Consider the following 18,365-nt stretch of genomic DNA (forward strand, 5'->3'; position numbering starts at 1 on the left):
CAGCGGGGCTGCGGCTTGCGTTGCGTCAAGGAGAGAGTGGGACGGCAACCAGCACGATGCAGATATTGGTAGAATGAGAATCACTATTATTTGTATCGAGGCCAGTCACCATGAAAACCATGGACGATGGCGCTGCGGCGCGGTTGCATCTTCCTACGCAGCAGAACCTGTCCTCGCGGCTGGACCAATTGCCGCGCCGTGCCTCGGGCCGGGTCACGGGCCTGTTGCCCGCACAGGACGCGCAAGAGCACGGCATGCTGCTGCGCTTGCTGGAGATTGGCTTCCTGCCCGGTGAAACCGTGCAGGTGGTCGCACGCGGCGGCTGGGGCGGCGATCCCATCGCGGTGCGGGTGGGGCAGGCCACGTTTGCGCTGCGCCGCCAGGAGGCCTCCATGGTGCAGGTGCAGCCGCTGGATGACACCAGCCTGTCTGCCAAGGAGCTGGCATGAACGCCCAGGCTACTGTGCAGCCCACCGCCGCCGATGCGCCCCTGCGCGTGGCGCTGCTGGGCAACCCCAACTGCGGCAAGACCGCGCTGTTCAACCTGCTCACCGGCGCACGCCAGAAGGTGGCCAACTACGCGGGCGTGACGGTGGAGCGCAAGGAAGGCCTGCTGCAGACCGCCGCCGGCCGCCGCGTGCGCGTGCTGGACCTGCCGGGTGCCTACAGCCTGCATGCACACAGCGTGGACGAGGCCATCACCCGCGACATCGTGCGCGGGCGCCGCGCGGGTGAGCCCGTGCCCGATGTGCTGGTGTGTGTGACCGACGCCACCCACCTGCGCCTGAACCTGCGCCTGGTGCTGGAGGCGCGCGCCCTGGGCCTGCCCATGGTGCTGGTGCTCAACATGATGGACGTGGCCGAGCGCCAGGGCATCGCCATCGACCGCGAGGCGTTGTCGCGCGAGCTGGGCATGCCTGTGCTGGCCACCGTGGGCGTGCGCGGCAACGGCGCCCAGGAGCTGGTGCAGTGGCTGGATGGCGCCAACCTGCAGCAGCTGCAGCGCCCGGTGGTGGCGCCCGACGCGGCGGCGCGCCTGGATGCGAGCGACCTGGAGGCGCAGAACGACGTGATCCGCACCCACCAGGAGGTGCGGCGCATTCTGGACCGGGCTGTGCGCGTGCCGGTGGTCAGCCTGCGGACTGACGACCGCATCGATGCAGTGGTGCTGCACCCGGTGTGGGGCCTGCTGATCCTGGCCGCCACGCTGTTCCTGATGTTCCAGGCGGTGTTCAGCTGGGCCGAGCTTCCCAAGTCATGGATTGAAGATGGCGTGGGCTGGCTGGCAGCCCTGGTCAACAGCCACATGGCCGACGGCCCCTTGCGCAGCCTGCTGACCGACGGGGTGCTGGCGGGTGCGGGCGGGGTGCTGGTGTTTTTGCCCCAGATCCTGTTCTTGTTCCTGTTCATCCTGGCGCTGGAGGACTCCGGCTACCTGCCGCGCGCGGCGTTCTTGCTGGACCGCGTGATGGGTACGGTGGGTCTGTCGGGCCGCTCGTTCATCCCGCTGCTGTCGAGCTTTGCGTGTGCCGTGCCGGGCGTGATGGCCACGCGCTCCATCACCCACTGGCGCGACCGGCTGGTGACCATCATGATCGCGCCGCTCATGACTTGCTCGGCGCGCCTGCCGGTGTATGCGCTGCTGATCGCTGCCTTCATCCCCGAGCGCTCTGTGGCAGGGGTGTTCAACCTGCAGGGTGTGGTGCTGTTCGCCTTGTATGTGGCAGGCATCGTCAGCGCCATGGCCGTGGCGGCAGTGGCCAAGCTGGCCCGCAGTGATACGCGGGCTACGCCGCTGATGATGGAGCTGCCCGCGTACCGCTGGCCCAGCGTGCGGGGCCTGGCCTACGGCCTGTACGAGCGGGCGGTGATTTTCATCAAACGGGTGGGCGGCATCATCCTGGCCGTCACGGTGTTGTTGTGGTTCTTGTCCACCTACCCCGGTGCGCCGGAAGGCGCCACACAGCCTGCCATCACCTACAGCTTGGCCGGCCAGTTGGGCCGCCTTCTCGAGGTCATCGTCGCGCCCATTGGCTTCAACTGGCAGATTGCCATTGCGCTGGTGCCCGGCATGGCGGCCCGCGAGGTGGCGGTGAGTGCGCTGGGCACGGTGTACGCGCTGTCCGCCACGGGCGACGAGGTGGCCAGCCAGCTGGGGTCGCTGATTGCGGGCTCGTGGTCGCTGGCTACCGCGCTGTCGCTGATGGCCTGGTATGTGTTTGCGCCCCAGTGCATCTCCACCATCGCCGCCGTGCGGCGCGAGACCAACGGCTGGCGCTACCCGCTACTCATGGTGGGGTACCTGTTTGCCATGGCGTATGCCGCCAGCTTTGTGACCTACCGCGTGGCGTTGGCGCTGGGCGGCGGCTGAAGGGAAACGTTGTGATGGTCCAGCAACTCATGGTCGGTCTGATCGTCCTTGCCGCAGCGCTCTATGTGCTCTGGCGTTATTTGCCCGGGCGCTGGCGCCAAGGGTTGGGCAAGGTCCACCCGGGGCTCGTCCAGTCGCCGGGCTGTGGGGGAGGCGATGGTGGGTGCAGCAGCTGCGGCAGTTGCGCGGCGCCGTCCGCGGCGGCCGCTGAAAAACCCGTGGCCATGCCCGTCCGTCGCGGGCCTGCTTCTCAGTAGTTGCTATATTTTATATAGCTGCTAGCGCATGATTCACTAGCGCTACAAGCCGTTTTGACTCAAATTGTCTACTGGTACAGCTGGCCCTGGCCCAGCGCGATCAGCGCCTGTTGCAGGTTGACGCGCGCCTGTGCCTCATAGCGCTGCGCAAAGTAGGCTGTGCCATAGATGTGCGGGCGGTCCAGAAAGCCTCGCAGCACTGCGCTTCGCCCCGCCACATAACGCGGCCAGCGCACAAAAAAGTATTCACGCCGCACGTTGCGTTCGAACTGTCGGTACACCGCGTCACTCTGGCCCAGGATGGCGAGGTCGATGTCTACCACCCACAGCGCATCGCCGGTGAGCGGGCCCGGGGTGTGGCGGGTGTCCATCACATGCTGGCGCACGGTTTCGGCCAGCGTGGTGGGCAGCCCTTGGCCCAGCAGGAACTGTCGCGCCCAGTCGGCGCTGCGCGCCTCGTTGTGTCCGCTCCACGGCCAGTAGATGGCGTCGTGGTACCAAAGGGCGAGGGCCACAGCAGGGGGGTTGTGAAGCGCTCCGGGCTGCTGGTCCTGCACTGCCTGGAGGTGCCGCAGGCAGGCCCGCAGATGCGTGGTGTCGTGGTAGGCGCGGGGCCAGCGGGCCCAGCTGCGCAGCAGGCGCCTGCCCTCGGCCCGCCAGGCGGGCGTGTCGCGCCCCAGCGCTTGGCCCAGGGCATGCCAGTGCGCCAGCAATTCGGCGCTGTGAGCGGGCTGGCGGCGCCAGGGCATGGGGGCTTTTAGGCCAGTTTGCCCAGAAGCAGATATTCCATCAGTGCTTTTTGTACGTGCATGCGGTTCTCTGCCTCATCCCACACCACCGACTGCGGCCCGTCGATCACATCCGCCTCGACCTCCTCGCCCCGGTGCGCGGGCAGGCAGTGCATGAAGAGGGCGTCGGGCTGGGCCGCAGCCATCATTTCGGTGTCCACGCACCAGTCGGCAAAGGCCTTCTTGCGCGCTTCGTTCTCGGCTTCGTAGCCCATGCTGGTCCACACGTCGGTGGTGACCAGGTCTGCGCCCCGGCAGGCTTCCATGGGGTTGCTGAAGAATTGATAGCTGTCAGCGCTGATTCCATGGGCACCAGCGGCCAATTTTTCATCCACCTCGTAGCCGCGTGGCGTGCTCACATGCACTTTGAAGCCCAGCAGCGATGCCGCCTGCAGCCAGGTGTTGGCCATGTTGTTGCCGTCGCCCACCCAGGCCACCGTCTTGCCCTGGATCGAGCCACGGTGTTCGATGAAGGTAAAGATGTCCGCCAGGATCTGGCAGGGGTGGTATTCGTTGGTCAGACCGTTGATCACGGGCACGCGCGAGTTGGCGGCAAAACGCTCGATCTTGGCCTGCTCATACGTGCGGATCATCACCAGGTCGGTCATGCGGCTGATGACCTTGGCGCTGTCCTCGATGGGCTCGGCGCGGCCCAGCTGGCTGTCGCCCGTGGTCAGGTGCACCACACTGCCGCCGAGCTGGTACATGCCCGCCTCAAAGCTCACGCGCGTACGGGTGCTGGCCTTCTCGAAGATCATGGCCAGCGTGCGGTCCACCAGCGGGTGGTGCTTTTCGTAGGCCTTGAACTTCTTCTTGATGAGCGCGGCGCGCTCGAACAGGTAGGCGTATTCGTCGGCGGAGAGGTCGGTGAACTGCAGGTAATGTTTCAGCGTCGTCATGGCAGTGGGGCTATTCTTCATTCAGCCAGGATGGCTTTGACCAGCGGGGTCAGCTTGGCGACGATTTCGTCGGCTTCGGCGGTGGTGAGGATCAGCGGCGGCACCAGGCGGATCACGCTGTCGGCCGTCACCGACAGCAAGAGGCCTGCCTCGGCCGCACGGCCGATCAGGGCGCCGCAGGGCTTGTTCAGCTCGATGCCCAGCATCAGGCCCTGGCCCCGGATCTCCTTCACACCGGGCAGGCCGCCCAGCTCGCGCTGCAGTGCCGCCTTGAGGTGCTCACCCACCGTGGTGGCATTTTGCAGCAGGCCGTCTTCTTCCATGATGCGAATGGTTTCGACCCCGGCGCGCATGGCCAGCGGGTTGCCGCCAAAGGTGGTGCCGTGGTTGCCGGGCTGCAGCACGTTGGCGGCCTTGGGGCCGGCCACCACCGCGCCAATCGGCACGCCCGAGCCCAGGCCCTTGGCCAGGGGCATCACGTCGGGCACGATGCCGGCCCACTGGTGGGCAAACCACTTGCCGGTGCGGCCCATGCCGCACTGCACTTCGTCAATCATCATCAGCCAGCCGCGCTCGTCGCACAGCTTGCGCAGCTGCTGAAGGTATTCCACGCGCATGGGGTTGATGCCGCCCTCGCCCTGGATGGTCTCGAAGAACACGGCCACCACGTTGGGGTTGCCTTCGGTGGCTTGCTTGATGGCTTCGATGTCGTTGAGCGGCACGCGCACAAAACCCTCGACCAGCGGGCCGAAGCCGCTGTAGATCTTGGGGTTGCCGGTGGCCGACATGGTGGCAATCGAACGGCCGTGGAAGGCCTTTTCGTAAACCACGATCTCGGGCTTGGCGATGCCCTTGTCCACGCCGAACTTGCGTGCAATCTTCAGGGCCGCCTCGTTGGCCTCCAGGCCCGAGTTGCAGAAGAACACGTTGGTCATGCCCGACAGCTCCACCAGCTTGGCGGCCAGCTGCTCCTGCAGGGGCGAGTGGTAGTAGTTGGAGGTGTGGATCAGCTTGGTGATCTGGTCCTGCAGCGCGGGCACCAGCTTGGCATGGTTGTGGCCCAGTGTGTTCACGGCAATGCCGCCCAGGCCGTCCAGGTATTCCTTGCCGTTCACGTCCCACACGCGGCTGCCTTGCCCACGGGCCAGCGCGATGGGTACGCGGCCATAGGTGTTCATCACGTGGGGCGAAGCTGCCGGGATGGAAGCGGTCATGCGGAAATCTCCAGACGGTACGGTGGCGAAAAAGCGAGTCACGATTCTAGGGGGAGCAGGGGTTCGGTCTGTTGACGATTGCGCATCACTGCAATGCGGGGCCCTTACCCTCTTCGGGGTGCCTATGTGTAGCGCGCCGGAGGGATTAGGGAGCTAGCTCTTATATAAGAGTTAGAATGTCGCGTTGCGGTGCAACATGCAGTGATCCTGCGTCTGTGCCCTCACTACCACTCCAATCCCCGATGGTTTCCCCCTCCTCCAAAGAAGTCTTCATCCAGGGCATCACCCATGACGGGAAAACCTTTCGTCCCAGCGACTGGGCCGAGCGGCTGGCCGGGGTGATGAGCAGCTTTCGACCCGGTGGAGCACGGCCGGGCAGTCATCTGAGCTATTCGCCCTGGTGCATTCCCACCACGCTCAACGGCGTGAAATGTGTGGTCGTGCACCGCGACCTGCAGGGGCACGAGCCCATGGCCTGGGACTTCGTGATCAATTTCGCCCGCGACAACAACCTGCAGGTGGCCGAGGCCTGCCTGCTGCCCGACCCGCCTCCTCCCGCCAAGCCCTGACCGGCCACGGCCTGGCTTCCGGCGCTGCCTGCCGCGTCGGGCCCGAAGCGTCGCTGCGCAGGGGCATGCCCGCCCGGCAGCCAGCGGGGGCACTCCCCATCCACCCTTTGATGCACTTCAGGTCGCTCGGCGCAATTCTGAACCCCCAACGAAAAAACCGCCCGAAGGCGGTTTGTTCGTTTTTTGCTGGCAGCGCACCCGTTACAAACGGCGAACGGCAGGTGCCGTTCGGGCTGTTTGCCTGAAGTGGGTCAGGCGGCCGTTGCCAGGGCTTTCACCTTGGCAGACAGACGGCTCTTGTCGCGAGCAGCCTTGTTCTTGTGGAAGATGCCCTTGTCAGCCACGGTATCCACCACGGCTTGCATCTTGGCGAACAGTTCGGTCGCCTTGGTCTTGTCGCCAGCCAGAACAGCCTTTTCGACGTTCTTGACAGCGGTACGGTATTTGGAACGCAGCGAGGTGTTTGCGGCGTTGATCTTGACGTCCTGACGGACGCGCTTGCGGCCCGACGCCAGGCGCGGGTTCTTCTTCTTGGGTTTTGCGGATGCCATTGTTTAGTTCCTTGGGTCTGTGGATGATGCCAGCAAAGCCCGCGATTATAGCCCAGAGCCTTTCGTTGCGCCACCGCGACAACGCTTCACGCCCACCTCACCCACTTCCTGCCCGCCTCACGTGCACTGCTCACAGTGGGTGACCCACTCCCTCATGAAGGATCATCCCTTGAAGCTTCTGCCGCCTACTGGGGCTGCCCTGCCTGCTGAAAGTGCGCGCCTGCAAGCGCATACACTCCCGCCGGTGTCACTGTTCAAAGCCGCCTCCACCGTTTCCCTGTTGACCCTCGTCTCCCGCATCACCGGGCTGGTGCGCGAGTTGCTCATGGCCTCCGTGTTCGGGGTCAGTGCCATGACCGACGCCTTCAATGTGGCGTTCCGCATTCCCAACCTGTTCCGCCGGGTGCTGGGCGAGGGCGCTTTCAGCCAGGCTTTTGTGCCGGTGCTGGCTGCCACCCGGGCCGAGGACGGCGACGAGGGCGCCAAGGCGCTGATCGACCACGTGGGCACCTTGCTGGCCTGGACGCTGGTGCTGCTGTGCATCGCGGGCGTGCTGGGTGCGCCCTGGATGGTGTGGGCCATGGCCAGTGGGCTCCAGCCCCAGGGGTTTGACGCCGCAGTCACGATGACCCGCTGGATGTTCCCCTACATCGGCTTCATGTCGCTGGTGGCGCTGGCGGGGGGCATTCTCAACACGTGGAAGAAGTTTGCGGTGCCCGCCGCCTCGCCGGTGTTGCTCAACATTGCGCTCATCCTGTCCATCACGCTGGGCGCGCCCTTGTTCAAGCGCCATGGCATCGAGCCCATCTATGCGCAGGCGGCGGGTGTGATGCTGGGCGGCCTGCTGCAACTGGGCATCCAGGTGCCTGCGCTGCTGCGCCTGGGGCTGCTGCCCCGCATTGGCGTGCGCTGGTCTGCCATCCGCGCGGCGTGGGCGGACCCGACCACCCGCAAGGTGGCGCGCCTGATGCTGCCCGCCTTGCTGGGGGTGAGCGTGGCGCAGGTCTCGCTGCTCATCAATACGCAGATTGCCTCGCACCTGGCCACTGGCAGCGTGAGCTGGATCACCTATGCCGACCGCCTGATGGAGCTGCCCACCGCCCTGCTGGGCGTGGCGCTGGGCGTGGTGCTGATGCCGCAGCTGGCCAGTGCCCGCGCCAAGCAGGATGACGAACGCTATTCGGCCATGCTCGACTGGGGGCTGCGGCTGGTGGTGGTGCTGTCGGTGCCCTGCATGGTGGCGCTGCTGGTGTTTGCCAAGCCCCTGGTGGCCGTGCTCTACCACTACGGCGCCTTTGCCGACCGGGACGTGCAGCAGACCACGCTGGCCCTGGCGGGCTACGGGGTTGGCATTGTGGGTATCGTGGCCATCAAGGTGCTGGCGCCGGGCTACTTTGCCAAGCACGACATGCGCACACCCATGCTGATTGCCGTGGCGGTGCTGGTGCTCACGCAGGTGATGAACTTTGTGCTGGTGCCCTATTTGCAGCATGCGGCGCTGACGCTGTCGATTGGCGTGGGGGCGGTCATCAACGCTACCTGGCTGCTGGTGGGGCTGCTGCGGCGCGGCAGCTACCGGCCCTTGCCCGGCTGGGGGCGGTTTGCCTTGCAGGTGGTGGCGGCCAGCGCCTTGCTGGCAGTGCTGCTGGCGTGGGGCGCCCAGCATTTCGACTGGGTGGAAATGAAGGCGCAGCGCCTGCAGCGCATCGGCATGCTGGCCGCGATGATGGCTGCAGCCGCAGTGCTGTACTTTGGCGCCCTGTGGGCGGCCGGCCTGAAGCTGCGCCAGCTGCTGCGCCGCTGAATATCTGCGGCAGGCCTGGACCCCGAAATACCCCGCAAAGCCCGCGCTTCTGTGGCTTGACGCCATGGCGACGGCCCCGTACAAAGCTGCCATGTCCTTGAGCCTTTCCGTGCCCACCTCGCTGGAGTACTTTGCATCGCTGGTGCAGAGCGACGACCACTTTCCGCTGCTCGAAGCCGCCGCCAGCCTCGCGCAGGATGAATACCCCGAGTTCGACGTGCAGCAACTGCTGGGCGATGTGGACCAGCTGCAGGCCCGCATCAAGCGCCGCCTGCCTGCCGATGCGCCGGCGCTGCAACGGCTGCGCACGCTCAACCAGTTCTTTTTTGCCGACCTGGGTTTTGGCGGCAACATCAACAACTACTACGACCCAGAGAACAGCTACCTCAACGCCGTGCTGCGCACGCGCCGGGGCATCCCCATCAGCCTGGCTGTGCTGTGGATGGAGCTGGCGCAGGGGCTGGGCTTGCATGCGCGGGGCATTGCGTTCCCGGGGCACTTCATGGTCAAGGTGCTGCTGCCCAAGGGCCAGGTGGTGCTGGACCCGATCTCGGGCCAGTCGCTCAGCCGCGAGGAGCTGGCCGAGCGGCTGGAGCCCTACAAGCGCCGCAATGGTCTGGTGGACGACTACGACGTACCGCTCGGCCTGTATCTGCAGGCCGCCACACCGCGCGACATCATTGCGCGCATGCTGCGCAACCTCAAGGAGGTGCACCGCACCCAGCAGGACTGGCAACGGCTGGTCGCCGTGCTGGACCGGTTGATCGTGTTGTTGCCCGAGGCCTGGGGCGAGCGCCGCGACCGGGGGCTGGCGCACGCCGAGCGTGGCAACACAGCCGAGGCCGTGGCCGACCTGGAGGCCTATCTGGCCCACAGCGAAGACGGGCTGGATCTCGACCTCATCGCCGACCGGCTGAGCGCGCTGCGCAACGCCAACGGCTGATGTCCGGCGCCTGACTCAAAAATAGTTCTAGAACGGCGTGCTGTCTGCAGGCAGCGCTGCCTGCAATTGCGCTACCTGGCGGCGCAGCTCGGTGTTCTCCGCCGTCAGTTCCGCCACACGGATGCGCAGTGTGTGCAACTCGTCGCTGGCTGGAACGGAGTCCGTGGGGGTGTCTGCCGGGCTACTTTCTGACGGAGACTCCTCGCGCGGCTTGCGCTTGTTGAGTTCGCGCACGCGTTTGGCCGCCTGCTTGAGTTCGTCCTTGCCGGCCACGGCCGCTGCCACCTGTTCCTCGGCGGGCAGGGTGGCCACAGCGGCTGCGGCGTTGATGGAGATGGTGCCGGACTTCACAGCGGCCACCAGCTCGGGGGCCGCCTGTTTCTGGATCTTTTCGATCATCACCACCTGGCTGCTGCTCAGCCGCGCAGCCTTGGCAATGGCCTCGCGGCTGCTCAAAGGGTCGGGGGCGGGCAGGGTGGCCACGGCTTCGGGCACGTCAGCCGTGGGGGTGGCTTCGGCGGTCTCTGTGGAGGTGGCTGCGCGGGCCTTGCGCTCGGCCATGATCTCGCGCTTGCGCAGGGCGAGCACGCCGCGCTGGAAATCCGACACGCTGCGGCGGCCCAGGTGCTGGTCGATCATCCACAGGTGCACGTCTTCCATCGACTGAAAGCGCGGGTTCTGCACGGTCTGGAACGGCAGGCCATGTTTTTGGCAGATGCCGTAGCGGTTGTGCCCGTCCACCAGCACATCGCCCCACAGCACCAGTGCGTCGCGGCAGCCTTCGGTGAGGATGCTGCGTTCCAGCGCGTCGTGTTCGTCGGGGGTCAGGGGTTCGATGTAGGCTTTGAGTTCTTCGTTGACGACGATGTTCATGGTGGCAGGGGTCCGGGGAGCTGGGCAAGGGGCGGCATTGTAGTGGGGCTTGCCACCGGGCCTGTCGGGCGATCACACCTGCCGCACGGTCCCACCTACTGATCGCGCGTGCCTCGCAGGGCCAGCCAGCCCGCAACCGCCGTGAAAGCCGCCACCACGGCCACGATGATCCAGAAGCCGTGGCCGTTGTCGGCCAGCGGCACCCCGCCCACGTTCATCCCAAACAGGCCGGCCAGAATGTTGATGGGCAAGGCCAGCACGGTCACCACCGTCAGCACAAACAGGCTGCGGCTGTTGGCCTCCTGCACGCTGGCGGCGATTTCTTCCTGCAGCAGCTTGATGCGCTCCTGCAGGCCCTGCATGTCGCGCAGCACCACCGAAAACTCCTCGGTCGAATCGCGCAGCTCCTGTGCATCGTCGGCGCCCATCCACGCGGGCGGGTGCTGCAGCAGGCGAAACAGTGCCGCCGGCTCGGGCGCCAGCAGCCGCTGCAGTCGCACCAGCAAGCGTCGCAGCACACCCAGCCGCGCGCGCTTGTGGTCCAGGCGCCCGGCCAGCAGTGCGTCTTCTACATCGTCGATGCGTTGTGTCACGCCCCGCACGATGTCCACCAGGCCCGAGGCCTGGGTGCGCATCAGCTCGGCCAGCAGCGCCACACTGGAGCAGGGGGCATTGCCGGTGCGCACGGCAGTGCGCAACACGTCCACCGACCGCAGCGGGCGCGTGCGGCCAGTCACCATCAGGTGCGGCGCCACGCTGGTCCACAGGGTCGCAATGTCCGAAGGCTCGAACGCAAAATCAAAGTGTGCGTCGTTGAGCACGGCAATCAGCGTGTCGTCGTCGCGCTCGATGCGGGTCGATACCGAGCGGTCCTTCAGCGCATCAAAAAAGGCTTCCGGCAGATGGGCGTGCCGCTCCATCCAGCGCACCGCCTGCGCGTGGCTCAGGTTGAAGTGCAGCCACAGAAACTGCCCTGACGGCGCGGCGCCTGCCTGCAGGCCGGCCAGCCATTGCGCGGCCTGGACCGAATCCACCTCCTGCGGCGGGGTGTCGGTACCCAGCAGGTAGCCGCAGATCAGCCCGGCGGCATCTCCGCCGTAGTTCAGGCTGGCGTTGGGGGCGATGGGATTTGACAAAGCGGCGGGGTGGTCTGCGGGCGGCACGGCCTCGCATGCTGGCCTCTGGGTATGACAGCGTTGTGACAGATCACACCAGTGTCATGGCGCTGTCACTGCAGCGGTCCACCATCGCGCATCTGATTTGCACTACCGCCGGATGCTTGCCCATGTTCTACAACAACGCCCTTGACACGCAGGAGCTGATGCAACGCATCGCCAACGACCTCATCGACAGCTACGACGAAGAGCTGGAACTGGAGATCGAAGACCGCGAGGTCGATGACATCGGCGCCCCCAGCCCTGGCGACAAGCTGGCGCGCCAGCAATACTTCAAGGACCTGTTCCGCCTGCAGGGAGAGCTGGTCAAGCTGCAGGACTGGGTGCAGCACAGCCGCCAGAAGGTGGTGATCCTGTTCGAGGGGCGCGATGCGGCGGGCAAGGGGGGCGTCATCAAGCGCATCACGCAGCGCCTGAATCCCCGTGTGGCCCGGGTGGCGGCACTGCCCGCACCCAACGACCGAGAGCGCACGCAGTGGTACTTTCAGCGCTATGTAGCGCACCTGCCTGCGGCGGGCGAGATGGTGCTGTTTGACCGCAGCTGGTACAACCGCGCGGGCGTCGAGCGGGTGATGGGCTTTTGCACCGACGACGAATACGAAGAGTTCTTCCGCACCGTGCCCGAGTTTGAAAAGATGCTGGTGCGTTCGGGCATCACGCTGGTCAAATACTGGTTCTCCATCACCGATGAAGAGCAGCACCTGCGCTTTCTGGGCCGTATTCACGACCCGCTCAAGCAGTGGAAGCTCAGCCCCATGGACCTGGAAAGCCGCGTGCGCTGGGAGGCCTATACCAAGGCCAAGGAAACGATGCTGGAGCGCACCCACATCCCTGAAGCCCCCTGGTGGGTTGTGCAGGCGGTGGACAAGAAAAAGGCGCGCCTGAACTGCATTGCGCACCTGCTGTCTCAGCTGCCCTACCAGGAGGTGCCACACCCGCCCGTGGTGCTGCCCGACCGCGTGCGCAACCCCGAGTATTTGCGCCAGCCCGTGCCTGCCAGCATGTACGTGCCGGAGATCTACTAAGACATCTGACGCGCCCCCTGCGGGGCCGAGGGAGGCTACGCGTCCTTCAGCAGTGCAATGGTGGCGATCACATCCCGCACCTTGAAGGGCTTGATCAGCACCCGTCGCACCTGCAGGGCCTTCATTTTCACGGCGGTGGAGGCATCGACCTGCGTGGTGGTCACCGCCACCGGCACGCTGGCACTGACGGCCAGCGTGTCGTTGCGCACTTGCTCCAGCAGGGCGACGGCCTCCTGCTGGTGCTCATCGATCGAGACGATCACACCCGCAAAGTCCTGGTGCGTCAGCCGCTGCTGGGCCATGCGCACGCTGTTCACCTGCCGCACGGCGGGCAGGTTCAGCTGGCGGGCCGTGGAGACGATGATGCTGCCCGTCAGCGAGCTGGGTTCGATCAGCAGGATGTCCTGGGGGCTGTGATCGCTCATGGGGCGGAGGCTCCCTGCTCGCGGCGCACCAGTTCTTCCACTGCCAGGTCGCGCAGGGAACCGAGGATGGCCAGGTCGATGGCGTCCAGTGTGCGGGGTTTGCTGTCCAGCAGGCACAGGGTGCCCACGTTGTGCCCATTGGGCAGCTTGAGCGGCGCGCCCGCATAAAACTGGATGTAGGGCTCCCCTGTGACCAGCGGGTTGCCGATGAAGCGCTCGTCCTGGTTCACATCGGGCACGACCATGATGTCGTCTTGCAGGATGGCGTGGCCGCAGAACGAGATGCCTCGCGAGGTCTCGCACTGGTCCATACCCACCCGCGACTTGAACCACTGGCGGTCGTCATCGATCAGCGAGAGCAGCGCCGTGGGCACATCGAACTCCTGCGCGGCAAAGGCCGTCAGGCGGTCAAACCGCTCTTCGGGCGGCGTGTCCAGAATCAGCAGCTGGCGCAGCGCCTGCAGGCGGTCGGGCTCGTTGGCAGGGCGGGGTGGTTCTTGCATGGAGGCAACCCAGGCGGGTGGTGCGGCAAAGGGCCTGATTATCAGCCGGTGCCGGGTGGTTTGCACGGTATGGCATGGCCTGGGCCACCTCCCTCAGTGGCTGCGCGCACTGCCTTGCGACGGGGTGCCGCCACGCCCGAACTGGTGCCAGGCCCGGCGCAGCTGCGTGTCGGAGCTGAACCCCGCCATCAGCGCCGCCTGCGTCACGTTCTGGCCGGACCGCAGCGCGGCCTCGGCCGTGGCCAGGCGGATGCGGCGCAGGTATTGCAGCGGGGCGATGCCCGCATGCTCCAGAAACAGCCGTGTGAGGTGCCTTGGCGAGGTGTGTGCCACCTCGGCCATTTGCGGCACGCTCCAGTCGGCCTGGGGCTGTTGGCCTACGGCGTCCTGCACGCGGTGCAGGGCCGGGTGCAGGTGGTTGCGGTGGTGCAGAAAGGGCGAGAACTCCGGGTCGTTGGGCCCCCGGCGCAGGGCCACCACCATGGCCTGTGCCACCTGCGCGGCCAGCGCGGGGCCGCAGGTGTCGGAGATGCGGTGCAGCAGCAGGTCGATGCCCGTGGTCACGCCCGCGCTGCTGTACACGGCGCCGTCGGCCACAAACACGCGGTTGGCCACCACGTCGCAGCGCGGGTCCACGGCGGCCAGCTCGTCCAGATGCTGGTGGTGGGTGGTGGCGCGGCGCCCCGTGAGCAGGCCGGCATGGGCGGCCAGCACCGAGCCCGCGCACACGGTGATCAGCTCCAGCTGCCCCGCCACGGGCCGCAGCCCGCGCAGCCAGTGCAGCAGCGCGCGGGCCTCGTCGCCGTCCACCGCGATGTGTTGCCCGGCCAGGCCCACCAGCACCACCCAGGCGGGGCTGGGCAAGTTGGCAGGCAGCGGCTCCAGCTGGGTCAGCACGGCACCTACCGACGAGACAGACTCGGGCGTGGGGCTCACAAAGTGCTGCACAAACCGCTCGGGCTGGCCTTGCTTGGCCAGCGTCTGATTGGCGATGCGCAGCGCTTCGGCCGGGCCCGCCCAGTCCAGCACCAGGCTGCCCGGCAGCAGGGCGAAATAGACGTGGATGGGGGACGAGGCCGGGTTCTGCATCGATGGCTTTGGGTTAGGCTAAAAGCGTGTCAGGGCTGGGGGTTCCAGGGCGTGTCCATCTGGCGGGCCGTGCGCTCGGACAGCGCCGCGCCCAGCAGCCGGGTGACCAGGTGCAGGCTCATGTCGATGCCGGCGCTGATGCCGGCCGAAGTCACCAGCGCGCCCCGGTCCACCCATCGCACATTCTCCCGCACGTCGAGCGCGGGGTACTGCGTGCGCAGGTCGGCGGTGTCCTCCCAGTGGGTGGTGGCCGGGCCTTCGGTCAGCACACCGGCTGTGGCCAGGATGAAGGCCCCTGTGCACACCGAGGCCGTGATCTGCGCACGGCCTGCCGCCTGGGCGACCCAGGCGCGGGTGGCAGGGCAGGCCGCAGCGGCATCGACCACGCCGCCGGGCACGATCAGCACATCGGGCGCGGTGGCGCTGGCAAAGTCCGCATCGGGCAACACGCGCAAACCCGCCCGGGCGCGCACCGGGTCCAGGCTGCGGGCCACGCACTGCACCACAAACGGTGCCGGCGCGCCAGGGTGTTGCCGCTGGTGCATGCGGCTGGCGGTGGTGAAGACCTCATAGGGCCCGCCCAGGTCCAGGGCCTCCACGTCGTCGAACACCAGGATGGCGACCTGCAATGGCTGGGTGCTGCTCATGCGGCCGCCCGGTCCAGCGCCTGTTGCACGGTGCACAGGGTCGCAAAGCGGCCTTGCAGCACGGTGGCGGTGCGGGTCTTGATGTCGGCCGCCGCCAGCACCTGGCCGTCGGGCTGCAGCATGTCCCAGGTCAGCGTGGCATCGGTCACGTAGTCCACGTCCCAGCCCAGGTCGGACGCGTGGCGGGTGGTGGTTTCGCAGCATTGTTCGGTGCGGATGCCGCTCACGATCAGGCGCTGGATGCCATGGCGTGTCAGCCACACATCGAGGCCCGTGCCCACCAGCGCGCTGTGGCGCGACTTGGTGAAGGTGGCTGCTGCTTCGAAGTTGGCCAAGCCTTTCAGCGGCCGCACCTGGCCCGAGGCCTGCGAAAACGGGTTCTCGGCGACTTCGGGGCCGTCGCTGTGGAACACGCGCACCACCGGGATACCCTGGGCGACACACCCGTCGATCAGCGTGTTCTGCGCTTGCAGGTAGGCAGGCAGGTCGCGCTCGGTGAAAAAGGGGCGGTGGCGGAACGATTCCTGGACATCAATCACTATCAGACAGGTTTTCATGGCGTGCTCACAGAGGCAGTGGTTTGGATGTGCTTATGTTCGCTGCACAGCGGCCGACGGTCCGCACTGACGGAGACAGGATTCGATCAATTTCAGCCATCATTCTGTGGCGAATGACGGGCCTGGCTGACGCCCCAGGCCATTTCATGTGCTGCGCTGGCCCTGTGAAGCGGGTTTTGGAGCCATATCAGCGTTATGCGCCGGTACATATTGCCTTTCAAGCTATCAAAGACATAGCGCTATCCGAGCCATGCGGGAAGCTGTTAAGGTGGCTAGGGTTTTCCCTGATTTTTGAACATCGACCGCCAGACCACCTGCCCGCCTATGCCCCGCCGCTCCCGCCTGTTCTCGCTGTCATCCCTGACGCGGGCCTACCAGCGCAATCTCAAGGCCTTCGCGCGGGCTGCGCGGGCCAGCACCCGGCCGGTGCGGGCCAAGGCAGCGTCCAAACTGCGGACAGCGCCGCGCAAGGCGGCGGTTGCCAAGATGCCCTCCACGGCCCGCACACCGCGCCCCGCTGGCAAGCTGGTGCCGTCGCGGGGCGAGTGGATGTCTGGCGTGGCCCCGGGCCCGGCGGGGGCGCGGCGGTTTCATGCCTATGTGCCTGCCGGGCTGGCCCTGCGCCCGGGCGAAAAGCTGCCGCTGCTGGTCATGCTGCACGGCTGCGGCCAGACGGGGCGGGACATTGCCGCCGTGTCGCGCATGAACCGGCTGGCGGCGCGCTATCGGTTTGTGGTGCTGTACCCCGAGCAGGAGCGCATGGCCAACGCCCACGGCTGCTGGAACTGGTTTGAACGCCGCAATGGCCGGGCCGAGGCCGAAGCCGCCACGCTGCTGGCCGCCGTGGACAAGGTGGCGCGCCGCCTGCCGGTGGACCTGGCGCGGGTGGCGGTGGCCGGGTTGTCGGCAGGCGCCAGCATGGCGGTGCTGATGGCGGCGCTTTACCCCCACCGGTTCTGCGCGGTGGCCATGCATTCCGGTGTGGCGCCTGGCACGGCCGAATCCGCCGCCACTGCTCTGGCGGCCATGCATGGCCGCCGCGAGGCCCATCTGCCGGACCCTCCTGCGGTTGCCGCTGCGGTCACACAGGCAGACGCTACCGTGCTGCCCGTCAGCGCCGCTGCGGCTTTGCCACCGCTGCTGATCGTGCATGGCGATGCCGATGGTGTGGTGTCGGTGCGCAACGCGGCGGCGACCGCCTTGTTGTGGGCCGGTGCGTTGGGGGCGCGGGCGGGTGCCATCCGCACCTTGCAGAGGGGCCGGCGATACCCCATGCGAGTGACCGAATTCAAGGCCCGGGGCCGCACCGTGGTGGCGCTGCGCGAGGTGGTCGGGCTGGCCCATGCCTGGAGCGGCGGCGCCGCGCAGTTGCCCTACAGCGACCCGGCCGGGCCCGATGCGTCGGCGCTCATCTGGGCCTTTGTGGCCCGTCAATTCGCAAAATAATCGAGAAAATGGCCGCAAGCGCTAGTGCTGATTGTGCTTGCTGCTATCAAAAAGTGACTATCCGTGCGGGTGGCTCCGGAGGAGCCCGCAGGCCACTGCCCGGCTGCGGTCACACCAGCCGAGCGGCCACCAGTTCCTTCTTGAGGTAGGCGTAGAACAGCGGCGCCGCCACCAGCCCCGCAGGGCCAAACACGGCCTCGGCCACGAACATCACGCTCAGAAGCTCCCACACGCCCATCTGGGTGCGGCGGCCCACCACCTTGGCGTTGATCACATATTCGGCCTTGTGGATCAGGATCAAAAACCCCAGACAGGCGGCGGCCGCCAGCGGCGACACCGAAAGCCCCACGATGGTGATCACCACGTTGCACACCAGGTTGCCCACAATGGGCACCAGCCCGGCCACGAAGGTGAAGGTGATCAGCACCGGCGTGTAAGGCAGCTGCAGCCCCCACACCGGCAGCACGAACAGCAGGAACAGGGCGGTGAGCAGGGTGTTGAACGCCGCGATCCAGAACTGCGCCGCCACGATCTGGCGGAACGCCTCGCCAAACAGCGTGATGCGCAGCTTGAGCTGCTGGGCCAGCGGGCCACGCGCCAGCACCGGCGGGCGCACGGCGGCGAGCGCGCCGATGAGCAGGCCCACATAGGCAAACAGCACACCGGCGAGCCAGGCCCGCCCCGCCATGGCCAGCGCACCGGCCTTGGCGCCCAGATAGCTGGCAATGATGCGCTGGATGTCGGCCACGCCCTCGGGCAGGTGGGAGGCCATGTCGGCGGGCAGCTTCAGGCGCAGCTCCAGCACCGTGCGGGCCATGTAGGTGAGCAGTTCCTGGTACTGCTGCGGTGCGCTGACCAGGTAGCCACGCGAATGGGTCAGGCCCAGCGCCAGCAGCGCCAGGGGCAGCAGCATCACCAGACCAGCGGCCGTGACCTGGGCCACGCGCAGGCTGGTGGGGGATGGGGCGGCTTGGCGCTGGATCCGGCCCAGCCCCGCTGCAAACCAGCCCGTGAGCGCCCGGGTGAGCAAAAAGCCCAGGCACACACACAGCAGGCCGGGCAGCAGGCCACGCCACATCACCAGCAGCAGCGCAGCGGCCACCAGCAGATAGCTGGCCACCACAATGCCCTGGTTCAGGGCGCGCGGGGGCAGGGTGGTGGGCGTGGGCTCAGGTTGCGCTGAGGGGGGTGGAGCGGGGCGCTGCGCCATGCGCGGTGAGGGGGCGGTG

The 18,365-nt window shown here is 66.8% G+C and carries 19 protein-coding genes; 7 read left to right on the forward strand and 12 right to left on the reverse strand.

Translation table 11 applies throughout. The features are described 5' to 3' along the window. The first annotated feature begins 119 nt into the window (after window positions 1-119). Complete coding sequence (locus C8C96_RS10070) at window positions 120-449, forward strand: FeoA family protein (RefSeq protein ID WP_121943959.1); 330 nt, start codon at window positions 120-122, stop codon at window positions 447-449. Further along, a complete protein-coding gene (locus C8C96_RS10075; RefSeq protein WP_121942225.1) occupies window positions 446-2,371 on the forward strand; it encodes a ferrous iron transporter B in 1,926 nt (641 codons plus the stop codon). The genes C8C96_RS10070 and C8C96_RS10075 overlap by 4 nt, the downstream gene beginning before the upstream one ends. Before the next feature lie 325 nt (window positions 2,372-2,696). On the opposite strand, the gene C8C96_RS10085 is transcribed toward C8C96_RS10075, so the two are convergent. The 3 genes from C8C96_RS10085 to C8C96_RS10095 are packed head-to-tail and all read right to left on the reverse strand — an operon-like array spanning window position 2,697 to window position 5,529. After that, a complete protein-coding gene (locus tag C8C96_RS10085) occupies window positions 2,697-3,377 on the reverse strand; it encodes a hypothetical protein (RefSeq protein ID WP_121942227.1) in 681 nt (226 codons plus the stop codon). 8 nt (window positions 3,378-3,385) lie between these two features. Then, a complete protein-coding gene (argF, locus tag C8C96_RS10090) occupies window positions 3,386-4,315 on the reverse strand; it encodes an ornithine carbamoyltransferase (protein WP_121942228.1) in 930 nt (309 codons plus the stop codon). A 17-nt stretch (window positions 4,316-4,332) separates the two neighbouring features. Next, on the reverse strand, window positions 4,333-5,529 hold the full coding sequence (locus C8C96_RS10095) for an aspartate aminotransferase family protein (protein WP_056066661.1): 1,197 nt from the start codon (window positions 5,527-5,529) through the stop codon (window positions 4,333-4,335). A gap of 242 nt (window positions 5,530-5,771) precedes the next feature. On the opposite strand from C8C96_RS10095, the gene C8C96_RS10100 reads away from it, so the two are divergent. After that, on the forward strand, window positions 5,772-6,098 hold the full coding sequence (locus C8C96_RS10100; RefSeq protein WP_056066664.1) for a DUF3579 domain-containing protein: 327 nt from the start codon (window positions 5,772-5,774) through the stop codon (window positions 6,096-6,098). 251 nt (window positions 6,099-6,349) lie between these two features. On the opposite strand, the gene rpsT is transcribed toward C8C96_RS10100, so the two are convergent. Beyond that, a complete protein-coding gene (gene rpsT, locus C8C96_RS10105) occupies window positions 6,350-6,649 on the reverse strand; it encodes a 30S ribosomal protein S20 (protein WP_056066666.1) in 300 nt (99 codons plus the stop codon). 244 nt (window positions 6,650-6,893) lie between these two features. Between rpsT and murJ the strand changes: the two genes are divergently transcribed. Together murJ and C8C96_RS10115 are read left to right on the forward strand one after the other, a co-directional pair. Continuing rightward, entirely contained in the window at window positions 6,894-8,453 is a 1,560-nt protein-coding gene (gene murJ, locus C8C96_RS10110) for a murein biosynthesis integral membrane protein MurJ (RefSeq protein WP_121942229.1), read from the forward strand. Between the two features lie 91 nt (window positions 8,454-8,544). Then, window positions 8,545-9,396, forward strand: a complete 852-nt coding sequence (locus C8C96_RS10115; RefSeq protein ID WP_056066673.1) for a SirB1 family protein — start codon at window positions 8,545-8,547, stop codon at window positions 9,394-9,396. A gap of 27 nt (window positions 9,397-9,423) precedes the next feature. On the opposite strand, the gene C8C96_RS10120 is transcribed toward C8C96_RS10115, so the two are convergent. Together C8C96_RS10120 and C8C96_RS10125 are read right to left on the reverse strand one after the other, a co-directional pair. Then, complete coding sequence (locus C8C96_RS10120) at window positions 9,424-10,269, reverse strand: plasmid replication/partition related protein (RefSeq protein ID WP_121942230.1); 846 nt, start codon at window positions 10,267-10,269, stop codon at window positions 9,424-9,426. 95 nt (window positions 10,270-10,364) lie between these two features. Next, window positions 10,365-11,405 (reverse strand): transporter, encoded by a 1,041-nt coding sequence (locus C8C96_RS10125; protein ID WP_233584208.1) that lies wholly within the window; start codon window positions 11,403-11,405, stop codon window positions 10,365-10,367. Window positions 11,406-11,554: 149 nt separating this feature from the next. Between C8C96_RS10125 and ppk2 the strand changes: the two genes are divergently transcribed. Then, window positions 11,555-12,469: a polyphosphate kinase 2 gene (gene ppk2, locus C8C96_RS10130; protein WP_056067080.1), complete on the forward strand. Its 915-nt coding sequence runs from the start codon at window positions 11,555-11,557 to the stop codon at window positions 12,467-12,469. A gap of 35 nt (window positions 12,470-12,504) precedes the next feature. On the opposite strand, the gene C8C96_RS10135 is transcribed toward ppk2, so the two are convergent. The 5 genes from C8C96_RS10135 to C8C96_RS10155 all read right to left on the reverse strand — a co-directional run bounded on the left by C8C96_RS10135 (window position 12,505) and on the right by C8C96_RS10155 (window position 15,690). After that, window positions 12,505-12,894, reverse strand: coding sequence for a histidine kinase (locus C8C96_RS10135; RefSeq protein ID WP_056066676.1), 390 nt, complete (start codon window positions 12,892-12,894; stop codon window positions 12,505-12,507). Then, window positions 12,891-13,397, reverse strand: coding sequence for a GAF domain-containing protein (locus C8C96_RS10140; protein WP_056748308.1), 507 nt, complete (start codon window positions 13,395-13,397; stop codon window positions 12,891-12,893). Before C8C96_RS10140 ends, C8C96_RS10135 begins: the two co-directional genes overlap by 4 nt. Window positions 13,398-13,490: 93 nt before the next feature. Beyond that, complete coding sequence (locus tag C8C96_RS10145; protein WP_056066681.1) at window positions 13,491-14,486, reverse strand: GlxA family transcriptional regulator; 996 nt, start codon at window positions 14,484-14,486, stop codon at window positions 13,491-13,493. Window positions 14,487-14,515: 29 nt separating this feature from the next. Further along, complete coding sequence (locus C8C96_RS10150; protein ID WP_121942231.1) at window positions 14,516-15,133, reverse strand: DJ-1/PfpI family protein; 618 nt, start codon at window positions 15,131-15,133, stop codon at window positions 14,516-14,518. Next, a complete protein-coding gene (locus tag C8C96_RS10155) occupies window positions 15,130-15,690 on the reverse strand; it encodes a cysteine hydrolase family protein (protein WP_121942232.1) in 561 nt (186 codons plus the stop codon). Before C8C96_RS10155 ends, C8C96_RS10150 begins: the two co-directional genes overlap by 4 nt. A 324-nt stretch (window positions 15,691-16,014) precedes the next feature. On the opposite strand from C8C96_RS10155, the gene C8C96_RS10160 reads away from it, so the two are divergent. After that, window positions 16,015-17,136, forward strand: coding sequence for a PHB depolymerase family esterase (locus tag C8C96_RS10160; protein ID WP_121942233.1), 1,122 nt, complete (start codon window positions 16,015-16,017; stop codon window positions 17,134-17,136). A 109-nt stretch (window positions 17,137-17,245) separates the two neighbouring features. On the opposite strand, the gene C8C96_RS10165 is transcribed toward C8C96_RS10160, so the two are convergent. Continuing rightward, complete coding sequence (locus tag C8C96_RS10165) at window positions 17,246-18,346, reverse strand: AI-2E family transporter (RefSeq protein WP_056066692.1); 1,101 nt, start codon at window positions 18,344-18,346, stop codon at window positions 17,246-17,248. Between the last annotated feature and the right edge of the window lie 19 nt (window positions 18,347-18,365).

This window comes from Acidovorax sp. 100 (assembly GCF_003688355.1).
Taxonomy (GTDB): Bacteria; Pseudomonadota; Gammaproteobacteria; order Burkholderiales; family Burkholderiaceae_C; genus Acidovorax; species Acidovorax delafieldii.